General features: G+C 70.8%; 11 protein-coding genes. 5 read left to right on the top strand and 6 right to left on the bottom strand.

Going from position 1 to position 12,829, the window contains the following annotated elements; genetic code table 11:
• Positions 1-96 precede the first annotated feature (96 nt).
• Entirely contained in the window at positions 97-654 is a 558-nt protein-coding gene (locus ACFYPJ_RS06230; protein ID WP_389011260.1) for a hypothetical protein, read from the top strand.
• Positions 655-723: 69 nt separating this feature from the next.
• Here ACFYPJ_RS06230 and ACFYPJ_RS06225 read toward each other — a convergent pair whose 3' ends face one another.
• Positions 724-1,584, bottom strand: coding sequence for an SAM-dependent methyltransferase (locus ACFYPJ_RS06225; protein WP_389011257.1), 861 nt, complete (start codon positions 1,582-1,584; stop codon positions 724-726).
• 146 nt (positions 1,585-1,730) lie between these two features.
• A complete protein-coding gene (locus ACFYPJ_RS06220) occupies positions 1,731-2,555 on the bottom strand; it encodes a maleylpyruvate isomerase family mycothiol-dependent enzyme (RefSeq protein WP_389011254.1) in 825 nt (274 codons plus the stop codon).
• Positions 2,556-2,774: 219 nt separating this feature from the next.
• Between ACFYPJ_RS06220 and ACFYPJ_RS06215 the strand changes: the two genes are divergently transcribed.
• Positions 2,775-3,581 carry a carbon-nitrogen family hydrolase gene (locus ACFYPJ_RS06215; protein ID WP_389011251.1) on the top strand — a complete coding sequence of 269 codons (807 nt, stop codon included), beginning with the start codon at positions 2,775-2,777 and terminating at the stop codon, positions 3,579-3,581.
• Between the two features lie 83 nt (positions 3,582-3,664).
• Here the strand turns inward: ACFYPJ_RS06215 and ACFYPJ_RS06210 are convergent, their stop codons facing one another.
• Positions 3,665-4,159: an LURP-one-related/scramblase family protein gene (locus ACFYPJ_RS06210; protein ID WP_389011249.1), complete on the bottom strand. Its 495-nt coding sequence runs from the start codon at positions 4,157-4,159 to the stop codon at positions 3,665-3,667.
• A gap of 106 nt (positions 4,160-4,265) precedes the next feature.
• Between ACFYPJ_RS06210 and ACFYPJ_RS06205 the strand changes: the two genes are divergently transcribed.
• Entirely contained in the window at positions 4,266-6,137 is a 1,872-nt protein-coding gene (locus ACFYPJ_RS06205; protein WP_389011246.1) for an NHL domain-containing thioredoxin family protein, read from the top strand.
• Positions 6,138-6,372: 235 nt separating this feature from the next.
• On the opposite strand, the gene ACFYPJ_RS06200 is transcribed toward ACFYPJ_RS06205, so the two are convergent.
• Both ACFYPJ_RS06200 and ACFYPJ_RS06195 read right to left on the bottom strand, forming a co-directional pair.
• On the bottom strand, positions 6,373-7,716 hold the full coding sequence (locus ACFYPJ_RS06200; protein ID WP_389011243.1) for a M18 family aminopeptidase: 1,344 nt from the start codon (positions 7,714-7,716) through the stop codon (positions 6,373-6,375).
• 109 nt (positions 7,717-7,825) lie between these two features.
• Positions 7,826-9,652: an acyl-CoA dehydrogenase gene (locus ACFYPJ_RS06195; RefSeq protein WP_389011240.1), complete on the bottom strand. Its 1,827-nt coding sequence runs from the start codon at positions 9,650-9,652 to the stop codon at positions 7,826-7,828.
• Between the two features lie 293 nt (positions 9,653-9,945).
• Here ACFYPJ_RS06195 and ACFYPJ_RS06190 point away from each other — a divergent pair, with 293 nt between their 5' ends.
• Entirely contained in the window at positions 9,946-10,419 is a 474-nt protein-coding gene (locus tag ACFYPJ_RS06190) for an SseB family protein (RefSeq protein WP_389011237.1), read from the top strand.
• A 226-nt stretch (positions 10,420-10,645) separates the two neighbouring features.
• Positions 10,646-11,617: a pirin family protein gene (locus ACFYPJ_RS06185; protein ID WP_389011234.1), complete on the top strand. Its 972-nt coding sequence runs from the start codon at positions 10,646-10,648 to the stop codon at positions 11,615-11,617.
• Positions 11,618-11,756: 139 nt separating this feature from the next.
• On the opposite strand, the gene ACFYPJ_RS06180 is transcribed toward ACFYPJ_RS06185, so the two are convergent.
• Complete coding sequence (locus ACFYPJ_RS06180) at positions 11,757-12,776, bottom strand: aldo/keto reductase (RefSeq protein WP_389011231.1); 1,020 nt, start codon at positions 12,774-12,776, stop codon at positions 11,757-11,759.
• Positions 12,777-12,829 lie beyond the last annotated feature (53 nt).

The raw sequence follows: 12,829 nt of genomic DNA, 5'->3' as shown, positions 1-12,829 counted from the left end.
ACGGTCGGACATGCCCTCTGTCAGCCTATTCATGCCATTCCGGACAACGGGCGACCTAGGGTATTTCCAGGTTCGAGCAACGGTGGAGGCAGGGCGATGAAGAAAATGATCGGCGCCGGCGTGACGGCTCTCGCGACAATGGCCGCGGCAACTGCCGGAGCGGCGTCCGCGCACGCGGAGGGTACGGCGGACGGCCCCCGCCCCTGCATCATCCAGAACGCGGGCCACAACAGCATCAACGCCTGCCGCGACGTGCTGAACGGAAGCGGACACGTAGCCGGAACTCAGCACAGCATCAATTCCGCGAGCAACAGGGTCGGCCTGCCCGATCCCGCATTGCCGTTCTTTCGCGTAGGCGTAACGACCACTGCTTACACGCTGACACTCGCCGAAAAGATCGGTGACTTCGACCCGGCACCGGACACCCAAACGGTTTTGAACGGCAATGGCCAATTGTTCTGGCCCACCCTCGGCGTGACCGGGGCCATCTATTCCATCGCCGACAGTTCGAACAAATTCCAGGGGAACGTATCCCTCACGTTCGATGTGCGGAATCCGCAGGACATCATCTGGCGGTGCCAGACCACCGAGGACGCTCCGGTCTCCTGCTCGTCCCCGTCCGGCGGTCAGCTCGACACGATCAAGATTTCCTAGTGGGCGGGAGCGGCGCCGATACGCCCCCTTCTTCCTGCGGGTCCGTGCCCGCCCCCGTGTCCTCTCGGGTCAGCGGGCCGGTACGAGGGTGAGGTAGGCGATTCCGAGGATGCCGCGGTAGTTCATCCACTGGGCGCGGTGCCGGTCGAGCCGGTCCCGGGTCCCGGCCGCCAGCGGATGGCCCGGGTGTCCGGCGAGCCACACCTCGGCGTCCGCCTGGTAGGCCGACTCGAACGCGTCCCATTCATCGGTGTTCGCGACCTCCGTCCACTCCGGGCGGAACCCCGCCGCCACGGCGAGGTCGAGGAGCCGCCCGAGGCTGTGGTGGTCGTCGGCCGAGGCGTCCGGCCACATGCCCGACAGCTCCGCGGACGTCGGGGGCCGCTCCCAGAAGCCCTCGCCGAGCAGCACCCGGCCGTCGTCCGCGACCAGCCGGCGCAGTTCGCGCAGCGACTCGGCGGTGTGCCCGGGCGGTTCGGCCGTGCTCAGCGCCTGGCCGGCGCCCAGACACAGCACCAGGTCGGCGGGCCCGCGCCCGGTCCCGGTGGCCGACTCCTCGACGAACTCGACACGGTGCGCGAGCCCCCGGGCCGCGGCGTTGCGCCGCCCGCGTGCCAGGTCCTCGCCGCGGAGGTCGAGCCCGATGCCGCGGGCGTCCGGTACGGCGGCCAGCACCCTCAGCAGCAACTCGCCCCACCCGCAGCCGATGTCGAGCACGGTGGCGGGCGCCGTCCGGGCGAGCCGCGCCACCATCCCGCCGGCCCGCGCCTCGGAGAGGGGACCGTGGAAGGTGAGCCGGGACAGCCGGGGCGGGAGGGGTGGGTGGCCATCGGCAGCACCGCCGCCGGCTCGCCGGCCGTCGCCGTTTCCGTCGCCGTGCCCGCGGCCGTCGTCCCGGGCGTCATCGGAGTTGCGCTGGGTGTCGGTCATGCCGGGCACGCTAATTCGCCTGGTCCACGCGGGGACACCGAATATCGGGCGGTGGCCTGGACGGGCACCGGGCGGGCGGTCGGCGGCGCGGACGGGCACCGGGTGCGCTGAGTCGTGCCCGGCATCGTGCGCCACGCGTCAGGGGGTTACGGCGTCACCGCGAAGTGGCGCAGGATGGCCGTCGTCAGCTCGGGGTCGCCCTCCGTCTTCACCCGGTCGGCGACCGCCTCGGAGGCGACCCGGCCGCAGGCCAGGCGGAAGTAGGTCTCCCAGTCCAGGGCGAGGGTGGCGGCGGGGCCGAGGGCGGGGGCGGTCTCCAGGGTGCCGCGGCCCTGGATGTCGACGCGGATGGTGCGCAGGAACTCGATGGGACCGTGCACGTCGAAGACGATCGCCGAGCTGCGCGGGGCGCCCGCGTCGTGGGCGACGATCTTCGGCAGGGCGGCGAGCAGCACGTCCCGGACGACCTGCGCGCCCGGCGAGTCGAGGTTGCCGGGCAGGCCGAGGGCGGTGCGCAGATCCTGCTCGTGCACCCACACGTCGAACGCCCGGTTCCGCATGGCCTCTTCGAGCGTGATCTCCGCGCCGAGCGGGCCGCGCACCACGGCGCCCGGCTTCCGGGACTCGTTGCGCAACTGCCGGTTGCGGCGGATGATCGTGTACTCCAGCTCGGAGGTCATCTCCGGCGCCGTGTGGTGCCGCCGGACGTCGACCTGCATCTCCATGTAACGCTGGTGCTCGTTGGTGACGTGGAAGAGGTCGCGGGGCAGTGAGTGGATGGGGCGCGGGTCCCCGAGCATCTCGCAGTCCAGGCCGATCACGTGCGACACGACGTCACGGACCGACCAGCCGGGGCAGGGGGTCCGCCGATTCCACTCGCCCTCGACAAGGGGCTGCACCAGCTCGGATATCGCTTCGATGGAGTGGGTCCAGGCGTCGGCGTAGGGCTGGAGGGTGGGATGCAGACTCACGGGAAACGGGACCCCTCGGCGGTCGGTACACGGGTGGTGGATGGCGGGGTTGCCTGTGGGAGGCGGCGGACGGCGGGTGTCTCGGAACTCCCCCAAGCTATCGGCTTCGCTCGAACAGGGGGGACCCCCAAGTTACGCTGCTGTGAGGCACCCCGGCAGTGCTTTCGTGTGACGATCGTAGGCCCGTGTGGACGGCTCGAATGCCAGAACGGTGGTAGTGTGCGCGCCTCGCTGATCCAGATCGCCGTAGAAGAGGGCGAACCGGTCGAATCCCGTCGACGGCGCGTGGCCGCGCTGGTACGCGACCAGTCGGCGTCGGACCTCGTCGTGCTTCCCGAGCTGTGGACGACGGGTGCCTTCGCTTACGAGGACTTCGCGGCCGAGGCCGAACCGCTCGACGGACCGACCTTCGAGGCGATGGCGAAGGCCGCGAGCGACGCGGGCGTCTGGCTGCACGCGGGTTCCGTCCCGGAACGGGACCCCGAGGGCCCCCTCTACAACACGTCTCTCGTCTTCTCCCCCTCCGGTGACCTGGCCGCGGCCTATCGCAAGATCCACCGCTTCGGCTTCGACAAGGGCGAGGCCGTGCTGATGGGCGCCGGCCGGGAGCCGGTGACGGTCCGGCTGCCGCAGACGGTCCTCGGCCTCGCCACCTGCTACGACCTCCGCTTCCCCGAACTCTTCCGCGCACTGGTGGACGCCGGCGCCGAGACCCTGGTGATCCCGGCGGGCTGGCCCGAGCGCCGCCGCGCGCACTGGACGCTGCTGGCTCAGGCGCGGGCGGTCGAGAACCAGGCGTTCGTACTCGCGTGTGGAACGGCCGGGACACACGCGGGAGTTCCCCAGGCCGGTCACTCGATCGTGGTGGACCCCTGGGGCGAGGTGCTGGCCGAGGCGGGCGCCGGTGAGCAGGTCCTCACCGTGGACTTCGACCCGGCGAAGGTGGGCACGACCCGCGAACAGTTCCCGGCCCTGAAGGACCGCGTCCTCGGCCTCGAACCGCCCGGGCGCCCTCCGCTGTCCTGACCGGCCCGCTCCCGCCGGCCCGCTCCCGCCGGACTTCCGGTCCGCGCCCCGCTGCCCATGCCCAACCGTGCTCCCCCTCCCGCCTAACCGTTCTCCCGCTCCTTCTCCGCGAGGTGGATCACGCACACCGTCACCGCGATCAGCAGGGCCGGGTCCGCGTCCTCGCGCACCACGTCGACGCCGTAGGTCTCCCGCAGGTGCAGCCACCGCCGGGAGATCACCGCGAGCAGTTCGCCGTCGTACTCGACGACGAACTCCCGGTCCAGGATCTTGCCGCTGACGTCGAGTTCCGTGCCGTCCACCAGGGCCACCCGGTAGTGGTTGCGCAGCAGGGACAGCCGTTTGCGCCTGATGGTGGCCAACGGCCCGCCGTCCCGCTCGATCAGCATCGTGTCCCTGATCGCGAGCATCTTCTGCCGGATGTCGATGAGGACGCGCCCCTGCCTGTCCTTCAGCTCGAAGGTGTCTCTCAGGCGCATCGCCTTGCCGTCGACGAGGAACACCTTGGAGCCGTGCTCGTCCTCGATCCAGTAGTCGTCGCCGATGCCGAGGAGCCGGTCGCGTACGAGGAATCTCATGTCCCTACGGCTTCCCCGGCGGCGGCGTCCCGACGCCGCCGGTAGGCCGATGGGCCGAGCCGGTCCTCCGGGAACAGGACGGATGGCGGTGTGGTTGGGTTTGAGCATGGCCAAGCGTGCACGTGTCCGCGCCCCCGAGCTGGTCGGCAAGGGCGGCTGGCTGAACACCGGAGGCAAAGAACTTACCCTCGCCGACCTGCGAGGTAAGTGCGTTATTGTTGATTTCTGGACATTTTGCTGCGTGAACTGTCTGCACGTCCTCGACGAGCTGCGCGAGCTGGAGGAGAAGCACCGGGACACGGTGGTGATCATCGGCATGCACTCGCCGAAGTTCGTGCACGAGGCCGAGCACCAGGCCGTCGTCGACGCCGTCGAGCGGTACGGCGTCGAGCACCCGGTCCTCGACGACCCGGAACTCACCACCTGGAAGCAGTACGCCGTGCGCGCGTGGCCGACCCTGGTCGTCATCGACCCCGAGGGGTACGTCGTCGCGCAGCACGCCGGTGAGGGGCACGCGCACGCCATCGAACGGCTCGTGGCGGAACTGGAGGCCGAGCACGCGGCCAAGGGGACGCTGCGCCGCGGCGACGGACCGTACGTGCCGCCCGAGCCCGAGCCGACGGTGCTCCGTTTTCCCGGCAAGGCGCTGCCGCTGCCCGGCGGGACGTTCCTGGTCAGCGACACCACCCGGCACCAGCTGGTGGAGCTGGCCGAGGACGCCGAGACCGTCGTACGCCGGATCGGCTCCGGCACGCGCGGCTTCGCCGACGGCGCCGCCGGGGCCGCCACCTTCAACGAGCCGCAGGGCCTCGCCCTGCTCGACGAGTCCTCCGTGGTCGTCGCGGACACCGTGAACCACGCGCTGCGCCGCGTCGACCTGGCCTCCGGCGCGGTCACCACCCTCGCGGGCACCGGGAAGCAGTGGTGGCAGGGCTCGGCGGCCACCGGCCCGGCACGCGAAGTCGATCTGTCCTCTCCCTGGGACGTGGCGCTGTTCGGCGGCAAGGTGTGGATCGCCATGGCCGGCGTGCACCAGCTGTGGGTGTACGACCCGGCCGCGGACACCGTCGCCGTCGCGGCCGGCACGACCAACGAGGGTCTGGTCGACGGGCCGGGCGACCAGGCATGGTTCGCCCAGCCGTCCGGGCTGGCCGCGACCGCGGACCGGCTGTGGGTCGCCGACTCCGAGACCTCGGCGCTGCGCTGGGTGGACCTCGACGGGCAGGTGCACACCGCGGTCGGCACCGGTCTGTTCGACTTCGGCCACCGCGACGGGGCCGCCGAGCAGGCGTTGCTCCAGCACCCGTTGGGTGTCACGGCGCTCCCGGACGGTTCGGTGGCGGTCGCCGACACCTACAACCACGCCCTGCGCCGCTACGACCCGGCGACCGGCGAGGTGACCACCCTCGCCACCGACCTGCGGGAGCCGAGCGACGCGGTCCTGGCCGGCGAGGACGGCGCGGACATCCTGGTCGTGGAGTCGGCCCGGCACCGGCTGACCCGGCTGCGGCTGCCGGAGGAGGCGGTGCGGGTGGCGGGCGTCGCGCACCGCACCCAGCGGGCCGCCACCGATGTCGTACCCGGCGAACTCCGCCTGGACGTCGTCTTCCAGGCCCCCGCGGGCCAGAAACTGGACACCCGGTACGGTCCCTCGACCCGCCTCCTGGTCTCCGCCACCCCGCCCGAACTGCTGCTCAAGGGCGCGGGCGCGGACCCGGAGCTGTCCCGCACGCTGGAGCTGAACCCGGCCGTTCCGCAGGGCGTTCTGCACGTCTCCGCGATGGCCGCGTCCTGCGACGACGATCCCGCGAACCCGTATCCGGCCTGCCATGTGCACCAGCAGGACTGGGGCGTTCCGGTCCACCTCACCGCGACCGGCACGGACCGGCTGCCGCTGGTCCTGGCGGGAATGGACGAAGCGGAGACGGACGAGAGGGGAATGGACGAGACGGGAATGGACGAGGCGCCGACCCCGTAGCCCTGGTGCCCCCTGGCCGGTGGCCGGTGGCCGGTGGCCGGTGGCCGGTGAGCGCTGGTCGGCGGGCGGGCGGCAGCCGGTGATCCACCTCGCTGCTCGCTGCTCTACGGTCGGTGCTCGGTGCTCGGTGCTCGGTGCTCGGTGCTCGGCGTTCAACCGATCGCGGAGAGTGCGGCTCCCCACCCCGAGCCCACCCCGAGCCCAGGCCACCCCGGTCGGGATCCCTTGGTCGAGGTCACCCCTCCAGGAACGCCCCCAGCGCGTTGGCCAGCAGATACGGGTCGTCCGCGCCGCACAGTTCCCGGGCGCTGTGCATCGACAGGATCGCGACGCCGATGTCCACGGTCCTGATGCCGTGCCGGGCTGCCGTGATGGGCCCGATCGTGGTGCCGCAGGGCATCGAGTTGTTGGAGACGAAGGACTGGAAGGGTACGCCGGCCTTGTCGCAGGCGGCGGCGAAGATCGCGCGGCCCGAACCGTCCGTGGCGTAGCGGTTGTTGACGTTGACCTTGAGGATCGGGCCGCCGTTGACGCGCGGGTGGTGCGTCGGGTCGTGGCGCTCCGCGTAGTTGGGGTGGACGGCGTGGCCCGTGTCGGAGGACAGGCAGACGGTGCCGGCGAAGGACCGGGCGCGGTCCTCGTAGCTGCCGCCGCGGGCGAACACGGAACGTTCCAGTACGGAACCGAGCAGCGGCCCGTCCGCGCCGGTGTCCGACTGGGAGCCGTTCTCCTCGTGGTCGAAGGCGGCGAGGACCGGGATGTGGGGCAGGGCGTTCCCGGAGGCGGTGGCGGCGGCGAGGGCCGCCGTGCCCGCGTGCACGGACAGCAGGTTGTCCATCCGTGGACCCGCGACCAGTTCGCGGTCCCGGCCCAGGTAGGCCGCGGGTTCCACGGAGTGTGTCATCAGGTCCCAGCCGGTCACCGTACCGGGCGCAAGTCCGCACTCCTGTTCAAGGAAGGCGATCAGATCGCCGTCGCGCACGGTGTCGCTCAGGCCCCAGACCGGCTGGAGGTGGCGCTGCTTGTCGAGCTTGAGCCCTTCCGAGGTCACGGTGCGGTCGAGGTGGATGGCCAGTTGCGGCACCCGCAGCAGGGGGCGGTCGACGTCGACGAGCCGGGTCGAGCCGTCCCGTAGCGTCAGCCGGCCCGCGAGGCCGAGATCGCGGTCGAGCCAGGAGTTCAGCAGCGGCCCGCCGTAGATCTCCACCGCGACCTGGCGCCAGCCGTGCGCGCCGCTGTCCGGCAGCGGCTTGACCCGCAGGTTGGGCGAGTCGGTGTGCGCGCCGACGATCCGGAACGGTGTGTGCGGCGCGGCGCTCTCGGGGACGTACCAGGCCACGATCGCCCCGCCGCGCACCACGTACTTGCCGCCGCTGGTCCCGTCCCAGGCGTCCGTCTCGGCGACCTGGCGGAATCCGGCCTTCTCCAGCCGCCCGGCGGCGTTCGCCACGGCGTGGTACGGCGACGGGCTCGCCGTGAGGAAGGACATCAGGTCGTCGGTGTGGCCGCGGCCGAAGGTGGCGGAGGGGGCCGAAGCGCTCCGTGGAGCGGCGGCAGACGGGCGGGACGGTTCGGTCATGACTTCACCTTAACTACGTGCATGGGCCTGCCCCCCTGGTCGGGAGATCAGGCCCACACCGGTGCCGGGACGCGGCCGGTGCCCCGGCGGGCGACGCCGCCCCGTCGCGCTAGAACGCGGCCTCGTCCAGCTCCATCAGGTCCAGGTCGGTGTTCTCCGCGACCTTGCGGGCCAGGGTGACACCGGGCAGGACGTCGGCCGCGAAGAACTTCGCCGCCGCGATCTTGCCCGTGTAGAACGCCTTGTCCTTGCCGGCCGCCGTCCGGAGTTTCTCGGCGGCCACCGCGGCACCGCGCAGCAGCAGATAGCCGACGATCACGTCGCCGGAGGCGAGCAGCAGCCGGGTGGTGTTCAGGCCCACCTTGTAGATGTTCCTGACGTCCTGCTCGGTGGCCGCGAGGTCGGTCAGCATCAGACCGACGATGGCCTCCAGCTCGACGGCGGCCTTGGCCAGGTGCTCGCGGGCGCCGGCCAGTTCCTCGCCGCCGGTGCCGAGGGCCAGGAACTTCTTGATGTCCTCGGCGAGCGAGTTCAGCGCGGTGCCCTGGTTGCGGACGATCTTCCGGAAGAAGAAGTCCTGGCCCTGGATCGCCGTGGTGCCCTCGTACAGGGTGTCGATCTTGGAATCCCGGATGTACTGCTCGATCGGGTACTCCTGGAGGAAGCCGGAGCCGCCGAAGGTCTGCAGCGACTGGGCCAGCTGCTCGTAGCCCTTCTCGGAGCCGTAGCCCTTGACGATCGGCAGCAGCAGGTCGTTGAGCGCGTGCTCGACGGAGGCGTCCTCCCCGCGGGCCTCCTTGACGGCGATGGCGTCCTGCACGGAGGCGGTGTGCAGGACCAGGGCACGCATGCCCTCCGCGTACGCCTTCTGCGTCATCAGCGAGCGGCGCACGTCGGGGTGGTGGGCGATGGTGACCTTGGGCGCGGACTTGTCCATGAAGTCGGCCAGGTCGGGGCCCTGGACGCGCTCCTTGGCGTAGGCGAGGGCGTTGAGGTAGCCGGTGGACAGGGTCGAGATCGCCTTCGTGCCGACCATCATGCGGGCGAACTCGATGATGCGGAACATCTGCCGGATGCCGTCGTGCTTGTCGCCGATCAGCCAGCCCTTGGCCGGGTGGCGGTCGCCGAAGGTCAGCTCGCAGGTGTTGGACGCCTTGAGGCCCATCTTGTGCTCGACGTTCGTCGCGTAGACGCCGTTGCGCTCGCCCAGTTCCCCGGTCTCGAAGTCGAAGAGGTACTTCGGGACGAGGAAGAGGGACAGGCCCTTGGTGCCCGGACCGGCGCCCTCCGGCCGGGCGAGCACGTAGTGGAGGATGTTCTCCTCCATGTCGTGCTCGCCGGAGGTGATGAAGCGCTTGACGCCCTCGATGTGCCAGGTGCCGTCCTCCTGCCGGACCGCCTTGGTGCGGCCGGCGCCGACGTCGGAGCCCGCGTCGGGCTCGGTGAGCACCATGGTGGAGCCCCAGGTCCTCTCGACCGCGAGCGCGGCGAGCTTCTGCTGCTCCTCGGTGCCCTCCTCGAAGAGGATGCGGGCGAACGCGGGTCCGGAGGCGTACATCCACAGCGCCGGGTTCGCGCCGAGGACCAGCTCGGCGTACGACCAGATCAGTGACGGGGGCGCCGGGGTGCCGCCGATCTCCGCGGGCAGGCCCAGGCGCCAGTACTCCGCGTCCATGAGGGCCTTGTAGCTCTTTTTGAAGGAGGCCGGGACCGGTGCGGTGCCGGTCTCCGGGTCGAAGACCGGCGGGTTGCGGTCGGTGTCCGCGAAGGACTCGGCCAGCTCGTTCTCGGCGAGGCGGGTCAGCTCCGCCAGGATGCTCTTGGCGGTGTCCGTGTCCAGCTCGGCGAACGGGCCGGTTCCGTACAGCTTGTCGCGCCCGAGCACTTCGAACAGGTTGAACTCGATGTCGCGGAGGTTCGACTTGTAGTGCCCCATGGTGACGGCTCCGTATCGGACTGGGCGAGGCACTGGCTCCTCGCAACTGGTTCACATACCAACAAGTAGCTACGATGATGCTACCCGCCAGTAATAAGAAGCAACCCCGGTTGGGCCAAGTGTGAGAAGGCTCAATTCGGCGGGGGCGCGCACGGTTGTGCACCTAGGTCCGCGGGTGCGCCCGCCGGTGCCCGCGCGCCCTCGTCGCGGGCCCGCGACGAGGCGGCCGGGAAGGGCCGGAGAACCTGCTGCGGACCTTCGCCGGGCCGCGCGGCCTCGGTACGCTTACGCCCATGTACGGATACGGCCAGCCGATGGACGGGAGCGCCGGGCAGCAGCAGTACGCCCAGTCGCAGCAGCAGATGCCCGGCGGGTACGGCCAGCAGCCGCCGCTCTACCCGGAGCCGTCCCCGCCCTCGCTGGCGGACGCGGTGCGCGCGTTCACCACCGGCCAGATGTCCGCCGAGGACTTCCAGCAGGTGTTCGCCACGTCCAAGGTCTACTGCCCGCGCGGCGACAACCCCGGCTTCCTCGCTCTGCACAACACCCAGCAGCCGGTGATCCCGATGTTCACCTCGCTGAAGGAGTTGCGCCGCTACGCGGGCAAGGAATCCAAGTACTTCGTGATCACCGGCGCCGAGGTGATCGACCTGCTGCCGAGCGGCTACGGCTTCGTCCTGGACATGGAAGGCGAGCACCGGATGGTCTTCGACGCGAAGGCGGTCGAGCAGATGGTCGAATTCGCCATGCGCAGGATGTACGGCTGACCGGGACCTCGTATCCCGTGGTCACGGTTGCGTGCCGCATCGCGTGGTCACGCTGCCGTCCCGCGTCGCCGTCGCACGGTCGCTGTCGTGCCGCAGCCCGTGGTCGCTGTCGTGCCACAACCGCTCCCGGAGAAGGCCCGGAGGGAATTTCCCTCCGGGCCTTCTCTGTTTGGAGTGGCAAGAAGTTCAACAGTCAACTATTCTGAGTGCAGAAGGAGGTACCGACATGCCTGCAGTGACCGTCGAGAACCCGTTGACGCTGCCCCGTGTGGCCGCGCCCGCCGATGCGGTGGCCCGCCCGGTGCTCACCGTGACGACCGCTCCGAGCGGTTTCGAGGGTGAGGGTTTCCCGGTGCGCCGGGCCTTCGCCGGGATCAACTACCGTCACCTCGACCCGTTCATCATGATGGACCAGATGGGCGAGGTGGAGTATCAGCCCGGTGAGCCGAAGGGGACCCCCTGGCACCCGCACCGTGGCTTCGAGACCGTCACGTACATCATCGACGGGATCTTCGACCACCAGGATTCCAACGGCGGTGGCGGCACCATCACCAACGGTGACACCCAGTGGATGACCGCGGGTTCGGGTCTCCTGCACATCGAGGCGCCGCCGGAGCACCTCGTCGCGTCGGGCGGGATCTTCCACGGCCTCCAGCTGTGGGTGAACCTGCCGGCCAAGGACAAGATGATGGCGCCGCGCTACCAGGACATCCGCGGCGGCAGCGTCCAGCTGCTCACCACCCCCGACGGCGGCGCGCTGCTGCGGGTCATCGCCGGTGAGCTGGACGGCCACGCGGGGCCCGGCGTCACGCACACCCCGATCACCATGATCCACGCGACCCTCGCTCCGGGCGCCGAACTCACCCTGCCCTGGCGGGAGGACTTCAACGGCCTCGCGTACGTCCTGGCGGGCCGCGGCACGGTCGGCGCCGAGCGCCGTCCGGTCCGGCTGGGGCAGACCGCCGTCTTCGGTGCCGGTTCCTCGCTGACCGTCCGCGCGGACGAGAAGCAGGACTCGCACACCCCTGACCTGGACGTCATCCTGCTCGGCGGTGAGCCGATCCGGGAGCCGATGGCGCACTACGGCCCGTTCGTCATGAACACCCGCGAAGAACTCCAGCAGGCGTTCGAGGACTTCCAGAAGGGGCGGCTGGGGACGGTCCCGGCCGTGCACGGGATGTCCGAGGGCGGGCTGTAGGGCCCATCGGGCCCGTCCGGCGGACGGGTCCGGTCCGGAGCTCTCGGCGCAACAGCCGGCTGTTGCGCCGAGGCCGGATCACCGCGCACAAGCGCTCGGCGCCGGCCGTCGGGGGAGACCGAGGTCGTCCCCCGGCCGGTCAGCGGCGGCGCAGGGACGGGTCGAGCAGCGCGGGCGGGGTGTCGTTCTTCTCGTGCGCGGCCAGGTCGGTGCCGGGGGCCACGATCGCGTCGATCGCGTCGAGTACGCCGGCGGGGAGCACGGTGTCCGCGGCGGCGAGTTGCGCGTGCAGGTGGTCCAGCGTGCGGGGGCCGATGAGCGCGCCGGTCACGCCGGGGTGCGCGGTCACGAATCCGAGCGCGAGCTGGATCAGGGTCAGGCCGGCCTCGTCGGCGACCTGGGCCAACTGCTCGACGGCTTCGAGCCTGGCCCGGTTGGCGGGGAGGGCGGTGTCGAACCGCTGCGGCATGAACGCCGAGCGGTTGCTGGTGATCTCCCGGCCCGCGCGGATCGCGCCCGACAGCCAGCCCGAGGCCAACGGGCTCCACACCAGCACGCCGAGCCCGTACTCCTCGGCCACGGGCAGGACATGGGCCTCGATGCCGCGTTGCAGGATCGAGTAGCTGGGCTGTTCGGTGACGTAGCGGCTCAGGTGGTGCTCGCGGGCGGCCCACTGCGCCTGCACGATGCGGTAGGCGGGGAAGGTCGAGGAGCCGAAGGAGCGGATCTTTCCCGCGCGCTGAAGGTCGGTCAGCGCCGACAGCGTCTCCTCGTCGCCGGTACGGGGGTCCCACCGGTGGATCTGGAAGAGGTCGACGTGGTCGACACCGAGGCGGCGCAGGCTGTCGTCCAGCGCGGTGACCAGCCAGCGGCGCGAACCGCCCCGATGGTTGCGCTCGTCGCCCATCGGCAGGCTCGCCTTGGTGGCCAGCACGATGTCCTCGCGGCGGCCGGCGATGGCCTTGCCGACCATCTCTTCCGACGCGCCGCCGCTGTACACGTCGGCGGTGTCGATCAGGTTGATCCCGGCCTCAAGGGCGGCGTCGACGATGGCGGTGACCTCGTCCTGGGTGGTGCGCCCGATCCTGCCGAAGTTCATCGCGCCGAGCGCGAGGGTGCTGACCTGCACACCGGTGCGGCCCAAAGTGCGGTACTGCATGATCGTATGTCTCCTCGTTGCGGGGGGAGCGTGGTGGTGACGGGCGGCTTGGA

This window comes from Streptomyces sp. NPDC006012, from assembly GCF_042871185.1.
Classification (GTDB): domain Bacteria; phylum Actinomycetota; class Actinomycetes; order Streptomycetales; family Streptomycetaceae; genus Streptomyces.
The sequence above is the reverse complement of the archived record's forward strand: the minus strand, read 5'-3'. Positions and strand labels throughout refer to the sequence as shown.

Bases quoted from the DNA above. Each gene is read 5' to 3' on its own strand.
- ACFYPJ_RS06205 (WP_389011246.1), top strand. From the start codon at position 4,266: ATGGCCAAGCGTGCACGTGTCCGCGCCCCCGAGCTGGTCGGCAAGGGC.
- ACFYPJ_RS06230 (WP_389011260.1), top strand. From the start codon at position 97: ATGAAGAAAATGATCGGCGCCGGCGTGACGGCTCTCGCGACAATGGCC.
- ACFYPJ_RS06200 (WP_389011243.1), bottom strand. From the start codon at position 7,716: ATGACCGAACCGTCCCGCCCGTCTGCCGCCGCTCCACGGAGCGCTTCG.
- ACFYPJ_RS06225 (WP_389011257.1), bottom strand. From the start codon at position 1,584: ATGACCGACACCCAGCGCAACTCCGATGACGCCCGGGACGACGGCCGC.
- ACFYPJ_RS06185 (WP_389011234.1), top strand. From the start codon at position 10,646: ATGCCTGCAGTGACCGTCGAGAACCCGTTGACGCTGCCCCGTGTGGCC.
- ACFYPJ_RS06180 (WP_389011231.1), bottom strand. From the start codon at position 12,776: ATGCAGTACCGCACTTTGGGCCGCACCGGTGTGCAGGTCAGCACCCTC.
- ACFYPJ_RS06190 (WP_389011237.1), top strand. From the start codon at position 9,946: ATGTACGGATACGGCCAGCCGATGGACGGGAGCGCCGGGCAGCAGCAG.
- ACFYPJ_RS06210 (WP_389011249.1), bottom strand. From the start codon at position 4,159: ATGAGATTCCTCGTACGCGACCGGCTCCTCGGCATCGGCGACGACTAC.
- ACFYPJ_RS06195 (WP_389011240.1), bottom strand. From the start codon at position 9,652: ATGGGGCACTACAAGTCGAACCTCCGCGACATCGAGTTCAACCTGTTC.